The 22,758-nt window shown below is 55.6% G+C and carries 17 protein-coding genes and 1 pseudogene; 10 read left to right on the forward strand and 8 right to left on the reverse strand.

Going from position 1 to position 22,758, the window contains the following annotated elements:
- Window positions 1–9 precede the first annotated feature (9 nt).
- Together SH661x_RS09115 and SH661x_RS09120 are read right to left on the reverse strand one after the other, a co-directional pair.
- A complete protein-coding gene (locus SH661x_RS09115) occupies window positions 10–864 on the reverse strand; it encodes a hypothetical protein (RefSeq protein WP_437230180.1) in 855 nt (284 codons plus the stop codon).
- A gap of 49 nt (window positions 865–913) precedes the next feature.
- Entirely contained in the window at window positions 914–2,572 is a 1,659-nt protein-coding gene (locus SH661x_RS09120) for a hypothetical protein (RefSeq protein WP_437230182.1), read from the reverse strand.
- Between the two features lie 1,113 nt (window positions 2,573–3,685).
- Here SH661x_RS09120 and SH661x_RS09125 point away from each other — a divergent pair.
- Together SH661x_RS09125 and SH661x_RS09130 are read left to right on the forward strand one after the other, a co-directional pair.
- Window positions 3,686–3,922, forward strand: coding sequence for a hypothetical protein (locus SH661x_RS09125; protein WP_437230184.1), 237 nt, complete (start codon window positions 3,686–3,688; stop codon window positions 3,920–3,922).
- The gene (locus SH661x_RS09130) at window positions 3,909–4,271 is read left to right on the forward strand and encodes a hypothetical protein (RefSeq protein ID WP_437230186.1); all 363 of its coding nucleotides are present in this window, start codon (window positions 3,909–3,911) and stop codon (window positions 4,269–4,271) included. The genes SH661x_RS09125 and SH661x_RS09130 overlap by 14 nt, the downstream gene beginning before the upstream one ends.
- Window positions 4,272–4,317: 46 nt before the next feature.
- Here SH661x_RS09130 and SH661x_RS09135 read toward each other — a convergent pair whose 3' ends face one another.
- The 4 genes and pseudogenes from SH661x_RS09135 to SH661x_RS09150 all read right to left on the reverse strand — a co-directional run bounded on the left by SH661x_RS09135 (window position 4,318) and on the right by SH661x_RS09150 (window position 8,512).
- Window positions 4,318–5,796 carry a Mov34/MPN/PAD-1 family protein gene (locus SH661x_RS09135; RefSeq protein ID WP_437231181.1) on the reverse strand — a complete coding sequence of 493 codons (1,479 nt, stop codon included), beginning with the start codon at window positions 5,794–5,796 and terminating at the stop codon, window positions 4,318–4,320.
- 318 nt (window positions 5,797–6,114) lie between these two features.
- Window positions 6,115–6,687 (reverse strand): annotated as a pseudogene (locus SH661x_RS09140) (hypothetical protein); the annotation flags it as partial.
- Entirely contained in the window at window positions 6,575–7,711 is a 1,137-nt protein-coding gene (locus tag SH661x_RS09145; RefSeq protein ID WP_437230188.1) for a hypothetical protein, read from the reverse strand. The pseudogene SH661x_RS09140 and the gene SH661x_RS09145, both read right to left, overlap by 113 nt.
- Window positions 7,712–7,738: 27 nt before the next feature.
- On the reverse strand, window positions 7,739–8,512 hold the full coding sequence (locus SH661x_RS09150) for a hypothetical protein (protein WP_437230190.1): 774 nt from the start codon (window positions 8,510–8,512) through the stop codon (window positions 7,739–7,741).
- A 161-nt stretch (window positions 8,513–8,673) separates the two neighbouring features.
- Here SH661x_RS09150 and SH661x_RS09155 point away from each other — a divergent pair, with 161 nt between their 5' ends.
- The 7 genes from SH661x_RS09155 to SH661x_RS09185 all read left to right on the forward strand — a co-directional run bounded on the left by SH661x_RS09155 (window position 8,674) and on the right by SH661x_RS09185 (window position 20,542).
- Window positions 8,674–9,087: a helix-turn-helix domain-containing protein gene (locus SH661x_RS09155; protein ID WP_437230192.1), complete on the forward strand. Its 414-nt coding sequence runs from the start codon at window positions 8,674–8,676 to the stop codon at window positions 9,085–9,087.
- The gene (locus tag SH661x_RS09160; RefSeq protein WP_437230194.1) at window positions 9,084–10,100 is read left to right on the forward strand and encodes an ImmA/IrrE family metallo-endopeptidase; all 1,017 of its coding nucleotides are present in this window, start codon (window positions 9,084–9,086) and stop codon (window positions 10,098–10,100) included. The genes SH661x_RS09155 and SH661x_RS09160 overlap by 4 nt, the downstream gene beginning before the upstream one ends.
- 53 nt (window positions 10,101–10,153) lie before the next feature.
- A complete protein-coding gene (locus SH661x_RS09165) occupies window positions 10,154–12,499 on the forward strand; it encodes a type I restriction-modification system subunit M (protein WP_437230196.1) in 2,346 nt (781 codons plus the stop codon).
- Window positions 12,496–13,887, forward strand: coding sequence for a restriction endonuclease subunit S (locus SH661x_RS09170; RefSeq protein ID WP_437230198.1), 1,392 nt, complete (start codon window positions 12,496–12,498; stop codon window positions 13,885–13,887). Before SH661x_RS09165 ends, SH661x_RS09170 begins: the two co-directional genes overlap by 4 nt.
- Window positions 13,884–16,844 carry a type I restriction endonuclease subunit R gene (locus SH661x_RS09175; protein WP_437230200.1) on the forward strand — a complete coding sequence of 987 codons (2,961 nt, stop codon included), beginning with the start codon at window positions 13,884–13,886 and terminating at the stop codon, window positions 16,842–16,844. Before SH661x_RS09170 ends, SH661x_RS09175 begins: the two co-directional genes overlap by 4 nt.
- Window positions 16,845–17,121: 277 nt before the next feature.
- A complete protein-coding gene (locus tag SH661x_RS09180; protein WP_437230202.1) occupies window positions 17,122–18,039 on the forward strand; it encodes an AAA family ATPase in 918 nt (305 codons plus the stop codon).
- A gap of 1 nt (window position 18,040) precedes the next feature.
- Window positions 18,041–20,542, forward strand: coding sequence for a S8 family peptidase (locus SH661x_RS09185; protein ID WP_437230204.1), 2,502 nt, complete (start codon window positions 18,041–18,043; stop codon window positions 20,540–20,542).
- A gap of 39 nt (window positions 20,543–20,581) precedes the next feature.
- Here SH661x_RS09185 and SH661x_RS09190 read toward each other — a convergent pair whose 3' ends face one another.
- A complete protein-coding gene (locus tag SH661x_RS09190; protein WP_437230206.1) occupies window positions 20,582–21,784 on the reverse strand; it encodes a tetratricopeptide repeat protein in 1,203 nt (400 codons plus the stop codon).
- Between the two features lie 85 nt (window positions 21,785–21,869).
- Here SH661x_RS09190 and SH661x_RS09195 point away from each other — a divergent pair, with 85 nt between their 5' ends.
- Window positions 21,870–22,169, forward strand: a complete 300-nt coding sequence (locus SH661x_RS09195) for a hypothetical protein (protein WP_437230208.1) — start codon at window positions 21,870–21,872, stop codon at window positions 22,167–22,169.
- A gap of 193 nt (window positions 22,170–22,362) precedes the next feature.
- On the opposite strand, the gene SH661x_RS09200 is transcribed toward SH661x_RS09195, so the two are convergent.
- Window positions 22,363–22,755, reverse strand: coding sequence for a nucleoside-diphosphate kinase (locus SH661x_RS09200; RefSeq protein WP_437230210.1), 393 nt, complete (start codon window positions 22,753–22,755; stop codon window positions 22,363–22,365).
- Window positions 22,756–22,758: the final 3 nt, after the last annotated feature.

A 22,758-nucleotide genomic window follows, 5' to 3' on the forward strand; every position in this document is an offset into this window, starting at 1 on the left:
GGAATCCTGTCAATAATCCTCGCTTTCCAGAATTTCGTAGAACGTCCGATCATCGTAGGCGGACCATCCGCCAAGCTTTTCCAGGTCATCGTAGGACCGTCCGCAATCCTCGCAATACGGGTCCATCAGCCACATAACCTGCCCGCAGACGCATTCCCATGTTTCCAGGGAGAATTCTGATTCCGTGCGGGCCGGGCCGCCCCAGTCCAGGTATCCCCGGACCGTTTCGACCGGCGGGGGAATATGTTCCCCGTGATGCTCCCGCCAGAATTCCGCAAGCTTGACCGCATTCCCGAACGTGTCGGAAAGCCGGGCATAACATCGGCGGGAATGTTCGTGATGGTATCCCGTCCCGATGTTCCATCCGCTGCAATCCAGGTCCAGGTAGCAAATATCGGAGAAGCTTCCCCGCCCGATTGTGAAGCCGTGATGTTCCAATCGATTGCGGTTTTCATCGGAATCGTAATGGTAGAGAACGGCATCCGTCCCCCGCCGGTCAAACTGGAATATCCAGTTGTATTGCTTCCCGGCCCGGAAATGCTGCGCCGTGCTGCGCCCGATTTCCTCGCTGTCCGTCAGCAAGATATCGGAATGGATTCCCAGTGTGGGCAACAGGTCCAGAATGGTCCATGCGCCTAGCCGGTCGTCCAATTGCGGGCAACGGATGGTTTCTCCGCTCCGCGAAATGCGCGGCCGGGTCCAATCGACAAAATCCAGGTGAGCAACAGCGAGCGTATCCCCGCCCCGGTCGATGAACGTCAATTGTCCATCTTCCGTATCAATCGTGTCCCCCATTGTACGGAATGCGTCAATCGGCATTCGGCAGCGCAGTTCAATCGCGGTCAAAAGTTTTCGGTTCAACATGGGATTTCCCCCTTCAAAATGTTTAGATGAGCGGTCCGTTTTATATCCCTTACGTTGCCAGAACGCTATCCCCGCAACAAAGCCGGAACAAAGCGGGTTCCGCCGGGAGCAATTCCCCGCAATCCTCGCATTCCCGGTAGTTCTCTTGGCAATGTTCGCAGACGGAATGCCCGTTCGCGGTCTCATCAACGGATGCGGCAAGCTTCCCGCAATCCGTGCAATGGTCCATTGAGCGGGCGCAGCGCTCGCATACCGCCCGATTGTTGATATCGTCCGCTGTTTCGCTGGCGAGTAGGCTGCATTCCTCGCATTCCGTGTACTCGCTGGCACAGTCCCGGCAGACGTGTTCCCCGTCCGTCCGCTGGCATGTTTCGCCCGCCAGCGTATCGCAATCACAGCACAAGGAATAATCGTCCGCACACGATTCACAGATCGAATGCCCGCCGTCCGTTTCGGTCAAGCCGGTCCGCCATTCATCGCAATCGTGGCATTGCCCGAATCCGGCCCGGTCGGCGCAATGCTCGCAATAATAGTCCCCGTCGCAATCGTAGACGTCTTCATGCTGGAACGTATCCCCACATCGGGAACACGATGAATAGTTGTCCGAATAACACGATTCGCAGACCGTGTTTCCGTTCGGGTCCGAATAGGAATAGTCCGGGTCCGTGTTGCATCCGCAGTCCGCGCACGGCGTCCCATCGTCGATATCTTCCCATTGGAAATCGACGGACGGCTTTTCGTCCAGGTCCGCGATAACGTCCGCCGGACCGATGCAAATTCCCTTCCCATTGTTGATATACAATAGGCCGCCGGACTCCCCGTGATTGTCCAGGTCACAAGAGTGGTAGGACCATCCCCATTGATGGGAGAGAATCCGGGCAAACTGGAACAGGTCAAGTTTGCCGTAGGCGTTGAACAGCACGAAATAGCCGTTATGGGGAGCAATCCAGCAACGGGCGCGCGGTCGCCCGTCTTCCCACATGCGGATGGCATACCCGCCGTGTTCTTCCAGCATATACCGTGCGCCCGAATTGCTCCCCCACCAGCACGAACCACCATTGCAGTAGGCGGAATCCGTCCCGTCCAGGTAGTCCCGGTCAAATGTCAAAACGTATTCGGACGAACGGGCAACAGCCGCCCCGCCGATGTTTCCGATGGTTTCAATCTGCCCGGCCCGCAATCGCAATCCGTGTTCCCTCGCAAGGTATTTCGCCAGCCGTTTCGGATAGGTTCCGACATACGTTGCATTCCCGGTAACGGTCCATTCATGCCCCAGCGATTCCAGATTGTGGAGATAGACGGACATTCCCGCTGTCACGCGCGGGCATCGGTCTGTGAACCATCGCAGACACTGTTTCAGCGCGGCCGTTGCATTCTTTTCCCTCGCTTCCCGATGCGGTCCGGACGTGTAGGCGTCCGGTTGCAAGCGGAATGCAAGACACGACGATTCCGAAATGTCCAGGTGAGCGGACAGATAGCGGTAGAATTCATCCCGAATCGGGAAGATTCCCCCATTGTCCAGGAAATCAGCGTATTCCGGCCCGTCCAGGACAACGGCGGAAACGTCCGCCAGTGTAGGCGGTTCGATTCCATCCCAGCCGTTTTGAATATCGGCCAGATATCCGAAGATTCCTTCGATGGTTTGTTTCGGCATGGTTCCCGCCGGTAACGTGTATTCCCGTTCTTCCCGATGAAACCGTTCGCTCATTTTATGACCCCTTACGTTGACGACACGTTAGCGGCGGGATGCTGTTGACAATCGTTTCCGCCGTCCCGTATAACTATGCCTTGCGTCCCCAACATGGTCAATCGGAAATCGGCAAGATTCTGGATTTCCATTCGGGCCGCCGGTCCTGTCCAGGTGAGCGGCCCGTAGGTCAGATTGTGCCGATTCTGACGATTGCAACGGTCATAGGGGTTGTGGGCCGGCCGGAGAAACCGCCAGCGCCCGGCACTCAACCGCGAGGCGCGCCCTCAACCGTGATGAAAACCGTGGGTGAAAATCTCAACCGAGGACAACCGGTTGGGAAAATCAGTCGATCGATGCGTCTCACCGGCGGGTCCATGAAATCGCTTCCGAGCCCCACACGAATGACCGAGGGCTCGAAGTGCCTCGCAAGGTGGAGGATTCATCCCGGGGCATGAGCACGCGAATGGAGGATTGAGTATGGTCGTGAGCAGCGGAACTCACGCCGCCCGTCCATGCCTGGCTACGCCAAAAGCCGACTCGGCGGACTCAGGGGACTCGCCAAAGCTCGCATTAGGCCAATCGCATGTCGCCTCCTGTACAAGGCACGCCGCAAGTGCCCATTTCGGGGTGTGGGCATCATCAGGACTCCGGGAAGAGGCGATTGCACGCTCGGTACGGCGTATCAATTCCCCGAGTGATTCCTGGCGCACTAGGCGACTTTCTGCATTCGCGTGCAACGTGGGACGGCGCTCCCCGGTTCGAGCGGACTCAAACTCCGGCCGAGGCTCTGTCTATATCTGCATTACCGTTGCTCAGGCAAGAAGCTCGCCGGAAAGTCGCAAGCGCGCTCTGCCGGCACCTCAAGCGCAAAGCGCCGGCACCCGGCAGGTCTTATCTTAAGCGCCAACTGTCGGCATCTTGAGTCGTCGCAAGCGCGAAGGACAGGTGTTTTGAAAATAACCGTCGCCTCGGGGAACGATTTCCTGATCACGCCAGATTTGACTTTCGGAATTGTAGTGGAGTCTACTTTTCCATAGAACTCTATGGATTCAACGTCTCTCGCCGCCACAATCCCGACGAAGCACCTCTAGCCAAGCGCTGGTCAAATTCCGTTGGAGTCAGAAATGGTAGTTGCTGCGATTGCCTTCGCATGATTTGAGCCAGTCGAGTGACTGCGATCGCGTGACCGAACTGGCGGACGGGCTTCGACACTGGTTGTCACAGGGCGGCTATCCGCCCAAGACGATCGGCCCGTGGAAACTCGGTCAAATCTGGCACGTCGCGATGACGCATGCGATCGTCAAACACGCCCGAGCGCACGTCAAAGTGATCGCGAAGCAGAAGGAGGAGGCCGATGCTGCACCATAATCGAAGCTGGTGCGTCAGCCCGGCGGAATCGGCCGAGGACTTGGCCAGGCAGCTTACCGAAACGACATGGTGTTGCTGCACCGGCTTCGAAATCGGCGGTTACTGGTTCCTCAACGATTCGACTGGTCCGGACGGTGCCCAGGAATTCGCCGTCATCAAGAAAGACGGCGGTAAGGGCAAACCCGCCCAGATCGAGTCGATCACGTTCGGCTGGTGTGACCAAGCGAAGGCTCTCGATCACATCCGGGCTACGCTCGCCGGACAGTATGACCGTAGCGACTTCGCCCATGAGGTCGCCGCGACCATCGAGACTCCCGAGCAGCACGGACGCTGCCACCACTGTGCCTGATCCGCTCAGGCTTCCCCACATTCGCGAGAATGCGGGGTTTTCTTGGCTATGGTGCAGTCCAGCCCAAATCTGCTGCCATCGTGCCCAAGAACCAAGCCGAATGGTTCCCCTGACAAACAATTGCGATCAACGCGGGATAGCCCGCCGCCGTCATTCGATCCGTTATGCTGGCGAACAGATTCAAATCATCGTTACTTGGGGCGCAACTGCATCCGTCAGGATGCGAATGCCACTCACCGATGTACTCCAATTCTCCCGCCGTCTCAGCGCTGATGGCGGCAACCCGTTCTTCGAGTCCCTCGCAGCCGCGAATGTACAACGTAGGCTTCTCTTTGCTGTCAGCAGGTGAATGGATCGTGTCGACGACATACACGGTCTTTCGCGGTAGGTCGTACATGCCGATGAGAACGCCACCAGTTTCGTTCGGTAGCCGTTCGGAGCGAAGTTGCTGCAAATGATCGATGAGCCATTGATCAATGACGACTGTCCATCCGCCGAGCTGCGCCCGGTGTGATGTGAAGAGTGGCACATCTATTATTGCGACCGCGCATGTCGCAGGATCGGCTTGCCAAATGCGGACAGAGGCACCATCCGAAGAAATGCTCGTGCGAATGGCCTGCACTGCAATCGCACTGTGCATGCTCACCAAGTGAGTCGGAATCGAAAAACTCACGTCCCTGCATGAACGGGCGTATCGAGTGCGGGCTTCATTCATGGCCAAGTGACCGCTGAGTGCCGGATCGCGAATCACTGCCCGATAATACTGGGCTTCCAGTCCATCGAGGGGCATCGCTCGCTTCGCGTCTTCGCGAATGCAGACGAGATCCGAACCGCGAGGATTCAAGAACAACGATTCACGACGTGCGTCACTTCGCACGTCTCTCGCAAGATGCCGCGACACGGGAACTGACGCCGAGAAATCCAGAATCAATTCTGATTCTGCAAACGCCGCGTCCATCTTTTCTTTCGCTTCGCCCGGTCGCAAGACATTTGCGGAAATCGCATTGGCCGGCGGTTCGTCCTCAAAAAGCGAACTGATCGTTGCGGCGAGGACGATGGCCTTCGGCCAGCCGATTCCGTCAGAGAGCAGAGCGTGTCGGGCCAAGTTGTGCGGTAGCAGTTCATCATTGTCGATGACCGTCCAGTGACCGAACCCTCCCCGGACGAGATTGAGCACGATCTGTGAACCGATCGCACCGACTCCCACGGCGACCGTCTTTGCGTCTACCGCATCGACACCGTTTGCTCGTGCGGCAGCCGACCGGGAGAAGCTGAAATGCGGGCGGAGAACTTCGAGAGTGACGTCCGCTCCCTTTAAAGCTTCAATGGGCGCGATAAACGCACCTACTTTTCCATCGCTCTTGTCCCATACGCCGATTCGCTTCCCGACTTCAAATACGGTCTCCGTTGTTAGGAACGACCAAATATCGGTCACTTCGATCGTAGAAACGTCGCCCCTTTTCAGCGGAAATGCGATGACGATGATGAGTGATACTTCGAGGCACCCGTCATCTTTCCATCCCATGACCCGCTTGCGAAGTTCGGTGAGGAGATCGAATTCATCCGTGCGAACAAAATCGCATAGTTCTTCGAGTGTCCGTGGGGCACGGCGGATCACACCATGCTGGCGTGACCCAGCGAAGAACAAGGACGCTGTGAATTGCAGTTTCTTCGCTCGCACTTTCGCACTTAGCGGAATTGCGATCAACGTCCCCCGGTGTTCGTCCGAAGGGATGAGCACAACGTCCAGTCGTGTAGCCGCTTCGTCGGTGGATTTGATTGCCGACCACGGGATTACGAGGCTGTATCCCGACCCCATAAGTACCTGCTCCAGCGGCTGATCTTCACGGTGGAGCGAGCCGACTGCCGTATCGGCGAGCCAGCCGCGAATGCGCTCAACAAAGGCCGGAGCCGTCCACCTCGCCTTTACTTCGTCCCAACTCTGGTCGTAAAGACAAAGGCTTCGAGTGTTTTCGTCCCTGGTGATGTTGAGGTGCGGAACAACCGGGAAGCCTTTTCGGATCGCAAGCACTTCCGGGTACGTTTCGTCGTTCGCCGTGAGCACCACTGCCAGTCGCTCAACACGTCGAATGGGATTCACCACCACCTGCGGACGCTCGACATCGACCTCGATTATCAGAATCTCTATGGTTCCATCGGCGAACTTGCAGCACTCCACGAGCCGCACGAAATCGAGTCGCCCGCCCGCAATAGCCGAGGCGATGTTGATTGCGCGTGGGATCACGAGAGCGTCGGCATCCACTGAGTCGCCCGGCAAATCGACGTATTCGACAGTCATTGCATCAGCCTGCGCGTGGTGCGGAAACGGGAGTGAGTGCTGCCGCACCGATCGATTGCGATCGCTTGACTTTGGCTTTGCGCCAGTCGACTTCGATAACCAGAGGACGAGGGGCATTCTCGCGAGGATGTTCCATCGTCACGATGTACTCGCCGTCCCTTTCCCGGACAATTCGCTTGTAGTATGCGGCGGCTTGCCGGTGCGGCGGTTGCGGGCTCTTGTCGTCTTCACTGCCTTTGATCGGAATAGGCTTGCTCGATGAGATGATGATCCCACCCCGCTGCAATTGGTCCTCGAAAAGCCAAGCGACGTCTTCAACCGGTTCAGTTTCGTCGTCGCCACGATCCGGTCCCAGGGAGAGGTAACTCGAATGGTGCGGGAGCTTCCACATGTCCGCTTCCAAACGGTCCTCATTGTTGTGTGACTTTGAGATCTGCACGATGGCCGACAACGCCTCATGATCGACGTCTGATCCGAGAATCGCCTTGGTCTTCACTCCATCAACTTGCAGCGTCAGTTGCATCACAAGTGAATCGCCATTGCGGTCGATTACCGTGTTCTCATCCTGACGCCAAGCAAAGGGAGAGTGTGCGAAAAACTCCGCGCCGTCGACCGCGAGCGTGAAGTCCGGAGCAACCTGTCCTGCATCAGTGATGAATTGCGATCGTGACTCGATTGTCAGCCCACGATCTTCCAACCACTTCTTCAGTTTTTGCGGCCGCGAAAAGACCTGGATGCCATAGCCCTTCTCCAATCGGTGTCTCGCTTCGGCTTGAATGGCCTGAGCACCAGCCTCCAGGTTATTTCGTCTTTCGGTGATGACGTTCGCCGGAACCCACAATTCCCGGATCTTGATCCGACCTTCCCCTTGGTATTTCTTTGCGTTGTCGAGGTAGAAGAATTCGTCAGCCTTGCACGTGTGATCGTCATCAAGATGGGTAATGGCGAGAAGATCATAGTAATCACGCTTGACGGCGTTCAGATCGTCCCGAAGGGCCTTCGGGAGGTCGATCCGCTTGTCGTCCGAATTGTTCGGATCGCGCTCGTCAGAATAGTCGAACAGCAGTTTCTTGCCGTTCGCAAGATCGATCAGGCAGGTATCGGCGTTACCGAGAGGGTAGAAAGTCAGCTTTGGCATCATGGGTCTCCGAAGGGAAACGGGTAAAGGTTATTGGCGGTCGGTGGACTCTGATTTCGGCTTTCCACCGTCAGTCACCGCCGGTGGATCGGGCAGCATGGCAGCAGCAAAAAGCGATTCGGCATAGCGATCCGCACAACGGCGGACGTAGTTTGGAAGTTCAAAGGCGATCAATAAGGAGGCGGTGAGGACCGTGAGGGATATGGCGAATGCCGCGTGCGGCTTCATTCCGTACAACATGGCAACTCCGCTTGCGGCAACGCAGAGAACCGAGAGCATTACCCACAGCCACCGAACCCCTAAAAGATTTCGTGCGAAGCCGTAATCCTCGTTATGGGACTGCACGATGGCCGCGTGCGGTTTTCCTCGAACCGCGTAGCGCAGTTGGCGCGTCGCCTCCTGGATCGATTGGTCGATGCTCGTCGCATCTGCACCTTCCGGGATGGAAGCCGGGATCGTCATGCCCGTGAGTCGTCTAATCGCGCCTCGCCACTTCGATTTTTGTTGATCGGAGCAGGTCGAATCGGTTGGCCTGAGCCAACGAGTTGTCGGCGGCCCACCCCAAGTGGCCCAAAGTGGCTCTTCGATTGCCCTCCCCCTCGCTCGGGCATAGTGCCCAAACACGATGGCGGCAAGAAACTCCAAGCCGACCGCAGCGCCGGCTGCGGTATACCACTGAGCAACCTCTTGCAAAATTGCTCCCGCCGTCAACGCCGGACCAACAGCAAGAAGAAGTCCAGGCAGCAGCCGGGCCTTCCGCTCGTAGCGGTCGCTGAGGGCGAAAAACTGAAGAAACAATCGCATTAGGTGTACCGATCGTGACGAATGTGCCGTATGGCTATAATGAACATACCCGTTCGCTGATGGGTCGTCAACTATAACGAACGAGGAATCTTGCTGCGGCTGACATTTTTGGTAGAATGGGTCGCATGCAAGGTTCATCGCAACAACCCGAGCTACGTCCCATGTCACTGGCTGAGAATCTGCGTAAGTTCAGAGAAGAAAAGAAGTTATCGCTTGATGATGTTGCATCGAGGGCGGGAATTTCTAAGGCGTATCTGTGGGAATTGGAACGTGACACGGAAGGGACAAAGAAGCCATCCGCCGCCGTTCTGATGCGGATTGCCAGCGCATTGTCTCGGACGCTTGCAGAGCTTCTCGACCTGCCGAGAGTGCAAGCCCCCGATGGGCCAATCGAGCTACCGCAATCCCTTCAGGCATTCCGTGATCGCTTGCAAAAGGATGGTCAGGCTCTTTCTGAGCAGGATTTGCATGAGCTGGCATCCATGCGTTTTCGAGGTGCTCAGCCGCAATCCCCGGATGAATGGCATCAGCTTTACTTGTTGATGATGAATACCGTTCGGAGGAAATCGGAATGACTCCTCCACCCCGAACGACGCAGGCACTCATCGACGAACTTGTACGCTCCAGCGGCGAAGCCGACGCACCATCTGCGATTCGCGCGAAAGCCCGTGCGGTGTTTGCGCTATATGAGTCGCAATTCGGACCGCCTGACATACCGATCGACGTCGATATGCTCGCGAGCCTTTTGGGTATCGAGAAAAGTGATGAAGCCCCGGTTCTCAGCCCCGACGCGGAATTGGTCCCAGATGGTCAAGGTCGAATGACGATGCGCGTCAATCCCGATCGTCCGGAAACACGCAAGAGATTCAGCATCGCCCACGAAATCAGTCACACGTTCTTTCCGGAGTACGCCGGCAAGGAATGGTGCCGCACCGATGCCCGTTATCGCAATCGCGATAATCCGGACGACTTTCTGGAAATGCTTTGTGACATTGGAGCGGCGGAACTTCTGCTGCCGGAACCGTGGTTCTCCAAAGACGCGGCGGAAGTCGATGACGCTGCCGGTCTACTGCGTCTGGCGAACACATACCACGCGTCACGCGAAGCGGTGCTGCGCAGGTTTGCAGAGACATCTTCGAAAACAATTGCAGCCGTTTTTTTTCAGTGGAAACTCAAGCCCACTCAAAAGGGACGTATCGGTAACAAAGACCAAGGCAACTTGTTCGGCTTCAGTCCCGAAGAAGAGGTGAGAGATTCAATTCGATTGCGAATCGACTACACCATTCCAAGCACGAGCTTCCGCGCTGAAGGGCACTTTCTTCCTGGAGACAAATCAGTCGAAAGCGAAGGCCCACTTTACGAAGCAGCATCCACAGGAAAGCCGGTCGAAGGTGAGTTCGACCTCGACTTAGGTCAGGCAACCGGTCGTTATCGTATTCTTGCGATTCCGCTCTGGACGCCGAACGAACAGCTTGGAGCACAAGGCGAGAACGCCGTCGCGGCGTTACTGACCCCGCTGAGTGTCCGACGCCCGTCGAGTAAACGACGAGATCCTCACCAAGGACCAACATTGTTTTCGGACACCTGACGACAATGTATATAACTCGCCAAAACGCTTACACTTAGGCACAATCAAGTCGCATGAACAATTCGCAGCACAACAGCATCGTCAACTTCATCTGGGGCATCGCCGACGATGTTCTGCGGGACGTGTACGTCCGTGGAAAGTACCGTGACGTCATCCTGCCGATGACCGTCATTAGGCGGCTCGACTGCCTCCTGGAGCCGACGCATGATGCAGTTCTCGCGATGAAGGAAAAACTCGACAAGGCCAAGATTGCCAATCAAGGACCGGCACTCGCCCAAGCAGCGAAACAGCCGTTTTTCAATACGTCGCAATTCACGCTGCGACGGTTGCTCGATCAACCGAAACAGCTCAAGGCCAATTTTGCCGACTATTTGAACGGCTTCTCGCCGAACGTCTTGGAGATTCTCTCCAAGTTCAAGTTCCATCAGCAGCTTGATACGCTCGACGATGCCGATGCCCTTGGGCACCTGATCGAGAAGTTCATCTCACCGACGATCAATCTCAGCCCGAACCCGGTCCTCGACGGCCAGGGCGACGAGAAGCTACCGGGCCTCACGAACCACAACATGGGCTATGTGTTCGAAGAACTGATCCGCCGGTTTAACGAAGAAAACAACGAGGAAGCGGGAGAGCACTTTACGCCTCGTGAAGTCGTTGAATTAATGGCCTTGCTGCTGTTTCTTCCTATCGCTGACAAACTCGTGTCAGGAACGTATCTACTGTACGACGGAGCATGCGGAACAGGGGGTATGTTGACCGTCGGTGAAGAAACATTGCGAAAAATTGCCAAACAGCATGGCAAGAAAGTCTCCATTCATCTTCATGGGCAGGAGATTAATGCAGAAACGTATGCCATCTGCAAAGCTGACTTGCTGTTAAAGGGAGAGGGCGATGAGGCCGAAAACATCAAGTTCGGATCAACGTTGTCATCCGACGCGTTTCCGTCGCTCGAATTTGACTTTTCGATGAGCAATCCCCCGTATGGAAAAAGCTGGAAAACAGACCTCGACCGCATTTGTGGCGGCAACAAGAAGGATATGTCTGATCCTCGATTCGTGGTCGATCACAAGAGCCAGTACGGTGACGAGCCGGAACTGAACCTTGTTACCCGGACCAGTGACGGCCAGTTGATGTTTTTGATCAACAAGCTCGCCAAGATGAAGCAGAAGTCCAAGCTGGGAAGCCGCATCGCCGAGGTACACAACGGCAGCAGCCTCTTCACCGGTGACGCCGGTCAGGGCGAGAGCAATATCCGTCGTTGGATCATCGAGAATGACTGGCTCGAAGCGATCGTCGCGCTTCCTATGAACCTGTTCTACAACACGGGTATCGCGACCTACATCTGGATACTAACAAACCAGAAACCCGCGCATCGTAAAGGCAAAGTACAACTAATCGACGCGACCCAGTGGTTTCGACCTTTGCGGAAAAACTTAGGAAAGAAAAACTGCGAACTTGCCCCGGACGACATTCATCGGCTTTGTGATGCTTACGTTGAGTTCAAGGAAACTCCGCAGTCCAAAATCTTCCCCAACGCCGCCTTTGGTTATTGGAAGGTCATTGTCGAGCGACCGTTGCGGTTGCATAGCCAGCTTTCGCCGAAGGCCATCGCATCGCTCCGTTGCGCGTCGGGCGATGAGGATTTGCGAACCGTGCTCTTCGACGAGTTTGGCGAGCGACTCGCAGGTGACTTCTCTGGCATCGTCAAAGCCTTGGAGAAACGGCTCGACGAATGGGGCAGCGACGAGGACGAGGACGAATCGGAAGAAGGCGGAACGACCAAGAAGGGTCTGCCGGAAAAGAAGAAGAAAAAACTGCTCGATGCGAAAACATGGCAGCGTGATGCGTCATTGGTGAAGACCGCTCATGCGTTGCGTGAGGCGCTTGGTGGGGAACTGTTTGAGGACCACAACGTCTTCCGTGACCGAGTGGACGACACCCTGAAAGCGCGGAATATCAAACTCTCCGCCGCAGATCTCAAAGTCATCCTGCGAGCGGTAAGTTGGCGCGTCGAGACCGCTCCGCCGGTCATCGCGAAAGTCCACAAACCGAACAAGACGGCGGCTGATCCGTTACATGGCTTGTATGAAGCGACGGTCAACGGCAAGCCTGCCATCGTCGAATATGAACCGGATGCTGATCTGCGCGATACCGAGCAAGTGCCGTTGATTGAAGATGGAGGCATCGAAGCGTTTATCCGTCGCGAAGTGTTGCCTTACACACCTGATGCATGGATCAAGGAGGATGCGACGAAGGTGGGCTATGAGATCAGCTTCACCCGCCACTTCTACAAACCGCAGCCCTTGCGCACGCTGGCCGAGATTCGAGCTGACATTCTCGCCGCCGAGCAAGAAGCCGAGGGACTGCTGGATGATCTTCTCAAAGGTGACCCATCATGATCGCCAACTTGCAGCCGTATCGGCAATACAAGGATTCGGGACTACCGTGGCTTCCGCAGGTGCCGAGTCATTGGAAAGTCGTTCGCAACGGAAGTCTGTTCGGACAGCGAAAGGATGCAGCGGACACAACATTGCCGATCTTAGAAGTTTCCTTGAAGACCGGCGTTCGTGTGCGTGAGTTTGGTGGCTCGAACCGCAAGCAGGTCATGTCGGATATTCGCAAGTACAAGCGTGCGGAGAAGTCCGACGTTGCCTATAACATGATGCGTATGTGGCAAGGGGCGGTCGGCGTCGTGCCGGTTGATGGACTGGTAAGTCCCGCCTACGTCGTTGCACGGCCATTCCGGGATGTTGAGTCACCGTATTATGTGACACTATTTCGAACCGGCGACTACATGTCGGAAATCGATAATTACTCGCGTGGTATCGTTAAAGACCGCAACCGCCTGTACTGGGATCAATTCAAGCAGATGCCTTCTCCTTTTCCGCCGCTGGAGGAGCAGGTGGGGATTATGCGGTTCTTGGACTACGCGAATGGCCGGTTGGAGCGGGCAATTCGAGCGAAGCGGAAGGTAATCTCGCTGCTCCAGGAGCAAAAGCAGGCCATTATCCATCGCGCCGTTACACGCGGCCTTGACGGCAGCGTCCCCTTCAAGCCATCCGGCATCCCGTGGCTCGGTGATATTCCACAGCATTGGGATGCTCGCCGACTACGTTTTTGCATTAACGGCAAACTTTCTTACGGTGCAAACGAAGCTGCTTCATTCGACAATCGTGACTGGCCCCGATATCTCAGAATCACCGACTTTCGCAGCGATGGCACATTGAAGGCCGACACGTTTCGGTCGTTACCTCCTCATATCGCCAAGGATTATCCGGTTCAGAACGGAGATATTCTATTTGCAAGAAGTGGGGCAACAGTCGGGAAGGCTTTTCTGGTTCGTACCGAAACAGAACACGCTTGCTACGCCGGGTATCTGATTCGTGCTCGACCAAGAAAGGAAGTTCTCGACTCAGAGTTTCTCTTCGCTTACACGCAGTCTTTCGCATTCGCACGATGGAAGGATGAGATTTTTAGCAAGGCGACGATTCAAAACATTGGCGCAGACAAATATGCCAATTTGGTCATTCCACTTCCTGGCATTGACGAGCAAAAGGCCATTCTTGCAAGCATCGGAATTGAAAGCCAGCCGCTCAATAATGTTATTGCCCAGACGTTGCGAGAAATATCGCTGCTTCGGGAATTTCAGACGCGATTGGTGACGGATGTGGTAACTGGCAGGTTCGATATTAGAGACGTGGCTCGGAGTCTGCCCGTTGAGTCCATCGACGTCGAGATGGAACTAGAGCTGGATGACTCTACTGACTCCGAGGAAACTGACCTATGAGCCACACAGATACTTCCGAAGCCGGCCTCGAAGCAATCATCACCAAGTCATTGGTGAATGAGGCGAAGTATGTGCTCGGTAATCCGCATGACTTCGACCGCGAGCATAGCGTTGATCTTCAACAGCTACTCCGATTTCTCGCAGCGACCCAGCCGAAGGTGCTGGAGCAACTCGGCATTTCCGAGGATGGACCGTCACGCACGCAGTTCCTGCATCGGCTTCAGGGCGAGATCGGCAAACGCGGCGTGATCGATGTCCTGCGAAAAGGGATCAAGCACGGCCCGGCCACCGTCGAGTTGTTCTTCGGCACGCCCACCCCAGGCAACAAGACCGCCGAAGAAAACTACAAGGCCAACGTCTTCAGCGTTACTCGGCAACTGCGTTACAGTAAAGTCGAGTCGGCAAATGCGCTCGACATGGCCATCTTCATCAACGGCCTGCCTGTCATCACGTTCGAACTCAAGAACCAACTCACAAAGCAGACGGTCGAAGATGCCGTCCAGCAGTACAAGAAAGACCGCGACGCCAAAGAGCCGCTGTTCCACTTCGGTCGTTGCATGGTCCACTTCGCCGTGGACGATGTTCGCGTGAAGATGTGTACACACCTGAAAAACGGGGCGAGCTGGTTCCTGCCTTTCGACAAAGGTTGGAACGACGGAGCGGGAAACCCACCAAACCCCAACGGCATCGAGACGGATTATCTCTGGAAAGAGGTTCTGACCCGCGACAGCCTGACGAACATCATCGAGAACTTTGCCCAGGTCGTTGAAGAGAAGGACGAGAAGACGGGCCGGAAGAAGCGGAAGCAGGTTTTCCCCCGATATCACCAACTTCGCGTCGTGCGAGGATTGCTGAAGGAAGCTGCGAAAGGTCCGGGCGGTCGCTATCTGATTCAGCATTCGGCCGGATCGGGAAAGAGCAACTCGATTACCTGGCTGGCCCATCAGCTCGTTGAGGTTCAGAAGGACGGCAAGCCGGTGTTTGATTCGGTCATCGTCGTGACCGACCGGCGTGTGCTCGACAAACAGATTCGCGACAACATCAAGCAGTTCGCACAGGTCGCAGCCATCGTCGGCGCGGTGACACAGGGATCGGGACAACTGCGGTCGTTCTTGCGCGAGGGCAAGAAGATCATCATCACGACCGTCCAGAAATTTCCTTTCATCCTGGACGAGATCGGCGACGAACATCGTGGGCACAAGTTCGCCATCGTGATCGACGAGGCCCACAGTTCCCAAGGCAGCCGCACGTCGGCCAAGATGAACATCGCACTGTCGGAGCAGTCGGCAGAAGATGACGAGACGGTTGAAGACGAGATCAACCGCATCATTGAGTCGCGGAAGATGCTCCCCAATGCCAGCTACTTTGCGTTCACAGCAACGCCGAAGAACAAGACGCTCGAAGTTTTCGGCATCAAGCAGCCGGACGGCACCTTCCGCCCGTTTCACAGTTACACGATGAAGCAGGCCATTCAGGAAGGCTTCATTGAGGACGTGCTCGCCAACTACACGCCCGTCGACAGCTACTACCGGCTTGCGAAAACCATCGAGGACGACCCGGAATTCGACGCCAAGAAGGCGCAGCGGAAACTCCGCAAGTATGTCGAATCGCATGATCACGCTATCCGCACCAAGGCGGAAATCATGATCGACCACTTTCATGAGTCAGTTGCCGGTGCCAAAAAGATCGGCGGCCGCGCACGGGCGATGATCGTGTGCAGCACCATCGAACGGGCGATGCAGTACAAGACGGCATTCGACGCGTACCTCGAAGAACGCAAAAGCCCATTCAAGTCGATTGTCGCCTTCTCCGGTTCGCACGAATACCAGGGCAAGAAGGACGTTACCGAAGCCACTATGAACGGCTTCCCGAGCACGAAGATTGTCGATTACTTTGACGCCGAAGAGATCAAAGGCATTCAGGCGAGAGATCCCTACCGGTTCCTCATCGTCGCCGACAAATATCAGACCGGATTCGATCAGCCGCTCTTGCACACGATGTACGTCGACAAAGTGCTGTCCGGCGTGAAGGCGGTGCAAACGCTTTCACGGTTGAACCGTGCCCACCCGCAGAAAAAGGACACGTTCGTCCTGGACTTCATGAACGACACGGAGTCGATTCAGAAGTCATTCGAGCCGTACTACCGGACAACTGTTCTCAGCGAAGCCACCGATCCGAACAAGCTGCACGACCTGAAAGCGGACCTCGACGGCCACCAGGTCTATTCGCAGGAGGACGTCGAAACGATCGTCGAACGCTTCTTGAGCGGAGCCAGCCGCGAAACCCTCGATCCGATCCTCGATGTGTGCGTCGCGACCTACATCGAGAACCTTGACGAAGGCGCCCAGGTCGACTTCAAGGGCAAAGCAAAGACGTTCGTCCGGACGTACAACTTCCTCGCGGGCGTGCTCGAATTCGCGAACCCGACGTGGGAGAAGCTGTCGATCTTCCTAAATTTCTTGATTCCCAAGCTCCCGGCCCCAGTGGAAGAAGACCTGTCGAAAGGCGTTCTCGAAACCATCGACATGGACAGCTACCGCGCGGAAGTGAAAGCGAAGACGTCGATTAAGCTGGTCGATGACGAAGGGGAAATCGATCCTGTCCCGACCGGCGGCGGAGGCGGACGCCCCGAGCCAGAAATCGAACGGCTCAGCGTCATCGTCAAGCAGTTCAACGAGCAATGGGGCAACATTCCCTGGGAGGACAAGGACCGGATCATCAGAGTCATCACCGAGGAACTGCCCGAGAAAGTCAACGCCGACGAAGCATACAGCAACGCAAAGGCCAACAGCGACAAGCAGAACGCCCGCATCGAGCACGACAAAGCCCTCGGCCGGGCGATCTTGGAGTTGATGACCGATCACACGGAACTGTTCAAGCAGTTCACCGACAACCCCGGCTTCAAGAAGTCCCTATCCGATGCGATCTTCGCGTTGACGTACAAGGAGGGTGCATGACGATGCCCGAAATCCGCAGTGACCGCCTGAACGTCCCTTGCTACAATGACTTACCGTCGATTGTGATTACTGTATTTCTTCTGAAACCTGTACTGTGAAACGTCACCTGTCGCAACCCATGATAAGCCAAGGTTCCGAGACCGTTCGAAAGCTGCTGCTCGCCCATTTTCAAGGCGACGATGCTGGCTTTCGGTCTGCGGCTTGGGAGGTGGTCAAGCAGGAGCGACAACTCAATCATACAGTGCTCGCAAACGATCTTGAACGGATTCTAAATGAAGTGAATGAATCACCGAAGGCTGCGAAGACGTTCTTCACTACCCTGAGCGGCGGCAACGGGAACCTGCCGAAAGATAAGGACAAAGGGGCATCGCTGATCGAGCTTTCCGAGCCGGAACGCGAACTTGATGGCCTTGTTCTCGCATCACCGCTACGGCAAAGCATTGATCGAGTGATCCGCGAGCGCCGAAGCAGCGAACTGCTGAGATCGCACGGAGTCAATCCGGTTCAAAAACTTCTGTTTTGCGGACCACCAGGGTGTGGGAAGACGGCAGCCGCAGAAGCACTCGCTCACGCCCTGTATTTACCGCTGGCGACGGTGCGGTTCGATGCCGTTGTGTCGTCGTATCTCGGAGAGACTGCGGGCAATCTGCGCAAAGTTTTTGACTTTGCACGACTCCGCCCAGTTCTACTCTTTTTTGACGAATTCGATGCGATCGGAAAGCATCGAACGGCCATCGATGAGCACGGCGAACTGAAGCGAGTGGTCAACTCGTTCCTCCAATTGCTTGATGGATTTCATAGTGAAACTCTCACTGTCGCTGCGACGAATCACCAGGGATTGCTCGACCCGGCTTTGTGGCGACGCTTCGACGACATCTTGATGTTTCCGGTTCCGACCGTTGAAGAAATCGAAACGCTGCTGTGTCGACAGTTTCACCAAATCACAGTTTCAAATTCCGTCCGTCTTCGCACAGTCTCAAAGTCGCTATTAGGGTTCTCGCACGCCGATGTGGAACGTGTCGCTCATGAGGCAATCAAGGAAACGATACTCGGGGAGAGGGAGCAGATCACGCCTGCGATGCTGAAAGCAGCCGTGGAGCGGCAACACGACAGGCGTGCAATCACAACGTACGATGAAGTTGCCGACGTGTCAGTGAAGCGTCAGCCCCGAACGTCCCGTAAGACGCAAGCATAAGATGCCACACCATCCCGACGATGATCGCTATGTTCACTTGCCGTTGGTACGAGAAGAGCCAACGCCTGATCGCCGTCGTCGTCCAGCGCCTCCAACACCGCCGCCGGGTAGAGGCGGCCGCTCGCGTTTTGCAGAGGAGATTCGAGACCGGATCGATGATATGGAGTCTGCGGTCTCCGAAAGGCCAGCTTCGCCGGCTGGGATCGAACCGCACCTCGTCTTTCGCGTGCCCCTCGCAGCGACCGCTTCTGCGCAAGCTATTGCCGAACTTCTTGAACGAGTGGGAATCACTGTCGTTTCAATCGAGAGTGACAACGCGATTATTGCGTTTCAGAACGATTCAGACTTGTCTCAGTTCAGACAAGCTGTTTCCGCATATGAACAAGGCCCTCAGAGCGGCATCAATCCGCAGACTGGCCAACCCTATGCCTCGACGCAATGGGATGTCCTCGAATACATCGAAGCCGCCGAAATGCGTCTCTGGGGACGTTCGGACCGAATCGGCGGCCGCCTGATTCATGAGATAGGAGACGAGGCTCAGGCCATTCACGACGATCGACTTTACGTTGTCGATGTGGAGCTGTGGCATAGAGGCACTGACGAGCTTGGTCGCGCCGCCATTCGAGAGCTTCGGCAGTTGATTGATTCCGAGACGGGCAACGGCGAGCGTCTGTGTGATTCGTTCGTTGGGCAATTGCTTTGTTTGGCTCGGGTTGCCGTGCGAGGGCAGAAACTAGCCGCACTGCTGGATTTGGATATTGTCGCTGAAGTTGATTTGCCCGCTCAGCCCGTTTTCGATCATCGTCAGGCACTGAAAGTGACGAGTCGAGAATTTCAAGCACCGCCAGTTCCGCCGCCCGGTGGGCCATCTGTATGTGTTGTCGACAGCGGAATTGTCTCCAATCACCCATTACTCGCATCGAATGTCGGACACGCTGCATCCGTAATGGCTTCAACAGATTCCGCTGCTGACGAAAATGGTCACGGCACAATGGTGAGTGGAATCGCTGTGTTTGGCAGCGTGCGTGCGTGCTATGAGACGGGCGCTTTTGCGTCGCCGGTTACACTTTTCTCTGCTCGAGTTCTCAACGCCGAAAACCATTTTGATGATGAGAGGCTCATCATCCATCAGATGCGACAGGCTATTGAGGCCTTCATCGCTCCACCGTATGAGTGCCGCGTCTTCAACCTCTCGCTTGGTGACTCCTCTGCTTGGTTGCAACACAATCCGAGACAGAGCCTGTGGGCAGAATCTCTCGACATTCTGGCTCGTGAGTTCAATGTTGTGCTGGTCGTTTCGGCCGGAAATCATGATCTTGGTTGGACCAATAATGCACAGGAAGCCGAGGAGATTCTGGCGTCCTATCCAGACTTTCTTTTCGACCCATCGTGTGGTCTCTGTGAGCCGGCAACTGCGGCGATTCCTATAACCGTAGGAGGAATCGCAGATCAAGAAGCTCCAGCGATTCCATCACCGAGTCAGCCTGACGATATCGTCCGGACCGTCGCGTCCATTCTTGAGCCGACCGCGACGTCACGAATTGGTCCGGGTATCAATGGCGCTATCAAACCTGAATTCGTAGCTCCAGGCGGAAATGTCGCATTTCGGGGGTTCTCAAGCATTCGACGCATCGATGATGACCAAGGACTCGCGGTGATGTCTCTTTCGCATGAGCCGACGAGTCAACTGTTCAATTTCGATATCGGAACCAGTTTGGCAGCACCTCAGGTTTCGAGATCGGCGGCCGTACTGTTGGCGAGTCTCAAGGAATACCTTGAAGAAGAGCCGGACGCAAACCTCGTACGTGCAATCCTCGCGGCGGCCGCAGAACTTCCGCAACCAGCGAACGACAGAATTCAACAGCTTCATGGGACCGACGGCTTGCGGCGTGTCTACGGATACGGCCACATCGACGACGACGTTCTTTACGAGTCGGCGGACCGTCGCGTGACAATGATTGCCCAAGCGACCATCCCGCTCGACAGGTTCGCAATTTACGAAGTGCCGAGTCCTTCTGAGTTTCGTACAGCGAGCGGAAAGAAGAGAGTAATTGTCACGCTTGCCTTTGACCCTCCTGTTCGCCGTCGCCGCGCGGATTATCTTGGTGTAAAGATGGACTATGCCCTGATTCGCGGCAAGACAGTAGATGAAATCGTTGAAGCTTATCGACAGCTTTCGGCTGATGAGCAGAAGCACTTTCGCGATTCAGGAGTGAAGCCACAGGGAGCATTTCAGGGAGCCTTTCGGTGTGACTTGAAGCCTGGACCACTGAGTTTGCAGTCAAGCACCCTGCAACGTTCCGAGTGGACATTCTCGCGAGACGACTATGGGGACTCGTGGTATCTCGTAATCCGTGCCCAACGCACATGGGCACCTGAATCATTTACGGAGCAGAGATTTGCCGCGACGGTCACGCTTCAGGCGGATGAACCGGAACTCTACAACCTTCTCCAAAATCGAATCCGGATACGGCAACAACAACGCGCTCGCGCACGCCGGTAACAATAATCTCACTGGATCGCGCAACTCGCCAGCAGCCGATCAGGGTACGGCCCAAGCATCAACTCGACATAAGCAGAGCAGCACTTCGGCGGTAAACACTGCGGCTGCGCGATCCGAGAAGATGACCATCCCGGTATCGACGTGGTGTTGCACCTGATTCCGAGTCACCCCAGCGAGACACGCAGCGGCAGCAATTCTGCGGGGTTGTGTCTCGTGAGGGTCAAGAATAATCGTGCGGAGGGCTGGAAAGTGGATGTTGAAATCAGCAGTGTTTTTAACCACATGTCCATTACTGATGGACGTAATTGCTGGCTTAAACCCAGCGACCGGACTGTTGTTGACCCCACTGACGATCTTTGACCACAACCCATTCCCAATGACATGCCGCTCGGTCAATTCGGTCTCAAGTAATCTGACGAGGTCGGCGATCAGATTCCAATAAGAGAGACTGAAGCTTTCGCTGGTCGGCATATGGGGATGAGGCCCCAGTCGCCGGTAGCTAATCCGTTCGGCATTGAGCACGATGTACAGTAGTTTGGAATGATCTGAGAGTGCGGTCCAATCGTGCCTCGACGAGGCAGTTCCGAATGGCGTTCCCCAAAACTCGCTATAAAGGGGCATGGGCTGTTCAGCTTCGTATAGGTCAAGCAGGTTCCAGTAGTTTGCGACGAATAGCCCGGAATCGTAAACACCCCAGCCATGATCCCCAGTTGTTTCTTGCGTCTCCTCCTGCGCAAGCTGAAAGTAATGCATCGCTGCGCTGAAGTCGTTTGCCCGCAAATACGCAATCGCGACGTTAAATGTCGGCGCTCCTTTATGAACCTCGCAGTGGTTGTCGTCCTCGAACTCACGGACGGCTTCAAAACACTCGCTGAACATCTCAATCGCGAAACCGTAATCGCGCCTGCCAAGTGCAGTAATTGTAGCATCGCGCAACGGCACGAAGATGGTGTTGTCTGCGGCCTGATTTCTTCCGCCCGTCCCCCGCTTCTCTAGCCGCGATTGCACTTCCTGCAACACCTTCGTCCGAATGATGTTCTGTGTGCCATACATCACTTCCCAATTACTCGGTGCCGCAGGATGTTGACCACGTCGAGCGATCAGTTCGCCGGCAGCTTGCCAGAAATCACCAACAGCAGCCTCCGGATCATATGGACCATTCGGACCGCCTCCACGAGCTAGGCACTTTTCGAAAGCGATCTGCTGCGCCAAGGGCTGCTCTTCAGGGATCAAGTCTGGCACCGATTTCCGCCCTCCACAAGAATCCTCGAAATGGACAGGGTTCAGTATAACCGTTGACTGGAATGACCGAAATCTTCGATATCTGATGCTTGAGTTCTCCTTGGATGCGATTCGCCAGTTTCTTACGCATCACGAACGCCTGGAAGCGGCTGCGTCACGAATGCCGCCCGGCTCAGACATCTCAGACTTTCGGCGTCCTCCCGACATTCGCCAAGACTACTTTGAAGCCCTTGAACTTCTGAGAGGCCATCTTGGGCAATGCGTCCATCAGATTGCCATCATTGCCAGTGTCGAACTTCCGAAGGTGCCTGACAACCTGCGAGATGGATGGCGACTTTCCAGCTATGTGATGCCTCAGTCACAGGCGGCTCAGGGGGAGCCATGAAACTGTTCTGCAATGGAGAACTTCGCTCAGTTCTGGAATCTGAACGTCAGAAGCTCCGCAACGAGGTCGAATCGCAGAATACAACTATCTGCTGACGACGACAGAAGATGTTTCTCCAACGTTTGAGCAGACCTACTGTTCAGTGCGCATATCGAATGGCTCGCAATTGCCAATCCAGCTCAGGAAGGAATTTTCACTCCGTTCCTGGAAAGAACAATTGAAGCTCGCGAACGGCCGCCGACACGCTGTCGGAAGCGTGGATGAGATTGCGGGCGGGATTGGTTTCCTGCGGGTCGCGGAGTTGCAATCTCGCTTCAAGAGCAATCTCGCGAGCCCTGCTCACGCAGGCATCAACGCGGCCGACAGGTACAAGCAGACAGGGGCCGACGAGCATGGTCCCCCGCAGCCGTGGCATGAAGTCTTTCTCGATGTACTGGCAGTACAGCGAACTGACTTCGCCCAACGTGAGATATCGTTTGGTGATGTTCCCAAACTCGAATCCCTGCTGCTCGAAGCGACTCAACAGGTTGCTGACCAGTCGCCGTTCGATTGCGTCCGGTTTCAAGATGACAAGGCTTTGATTCATTGG

The sequence above is a fragment of the Planctomicrobium stercoris genome (genome assembly GCF_051465655.1).
Taxonomy (GTDB): domain Bacteria; phylum Planctomycetota; class Planctomycetia; order Planctomycetales; family Planctomycetaceae; genus Planctomicrobium.

What these genes read in the sequence shown, in the direction of transcription:
- SH661x_RS09120 (WP_437230182.1), bottom strand. Translation starts at nt 2,572, where the DNA reads ATGAGCGAACGGTTTCATCGGGAAGAACGGGAATACACGTTACCGGCG.
- SH661x_RS09135 (WP_437231181.1), bottom strand. Translation starts at nt 5,796, where the DNA reads ATGGGATGGAAAGATGACGGGTGCCTCGAAGTATCACTCATCATCGTC.
- SH661x_RS09185 (WP_437230204.1), top strand. Translation starts at nt 18,041, where the DNA reads ATGCCACACCATCCCGACGATGATCGCTATGTTCACTTGCCGTTGGTA.
- SH661x_RS09175 (WP_437230200.1), top strand. Translation starts at nt 13,884, where the DNA reads ATGAGCCACACAGATACTTCCGAAGCCGGCCTCGAAGCAATCATCACC.
- SH661x_RS09130 (WP_437230186.1), top strand. Translation starts at nt 3,909, where the DNA reads ATGCTGCACCATAATCGAAGCTGGTGCGTCAGCCCGGCGGAATCGGCC.
- SH661x_RS09155 (WP_437230192.1), top strand. Translation starts at nt 8,674, where the DNA reads ATGTCACTGGCTGAGAATCTGCGTAAGTTCAGAGAAGAAAAGAAGTTA.
- SH661x_RS09115 (WP_437230180.1), bottom strand. Translation starts at nt 864, where the DNA reads ATGTTGAACCGAAAACTTTTGACCGCGATTGAACTGCGCTGCCGAATG.
- SH661x_RS09170 (WP_437230198.1), top strand. Translation starts at nt 12,496, where the DNA reads ATGATCGCCAACTTGCAGCCGTATCGGCAATACAAGGATTCGGGACTA.
- SH661x_RS09195 (WP_437230208.1), top strand. Translation starts at nt 21,870, where the DNA reads ATGCTTGAGTTCTCCTTGGATGCGATTCGCCAGTTTCTTACGCATCAC.
- SH661x_RS09165 (WP_437230196.1), top strand. Translation starts at nt 10,154, where the DNA reads ATGAACAATTCGCAGCACAACAGCATCGTCAACTTCATCTGGGGCATC.
- SH661x_RS09145 (WP_437230188.1), bottom strand. Translation starts at nt 7,711, where the DNA reads ATGATGCCAAAGCTGACTTTCTACCCTCTCGGTAACGCCGATACCTGC.
- SH661x_RS09150 (WP_437230190.1), bottom strand. Translation starts at nt 8,512, where the DNA reads ATGCGATTGTTTCTTCAGTTTTTCGCCCTCAGCGACCGCTACGAGCGG.
- SH661x_RS09160 (WP_437230194.1), top strand. Translation starts at nt 9,084, where the DNA reads ATGACTCCTCCACCCCGAACGACGCAGGCACTCATCGACGAACTTGTA.
- SH661x_RS09200 (WP_437230210.1), bottom strand. Translation starts at nt 22,755, where the DNA reads ATGAATCAAAGCCTTGTCATCTTGAAACCGGACGCAATCGAACGGCGA.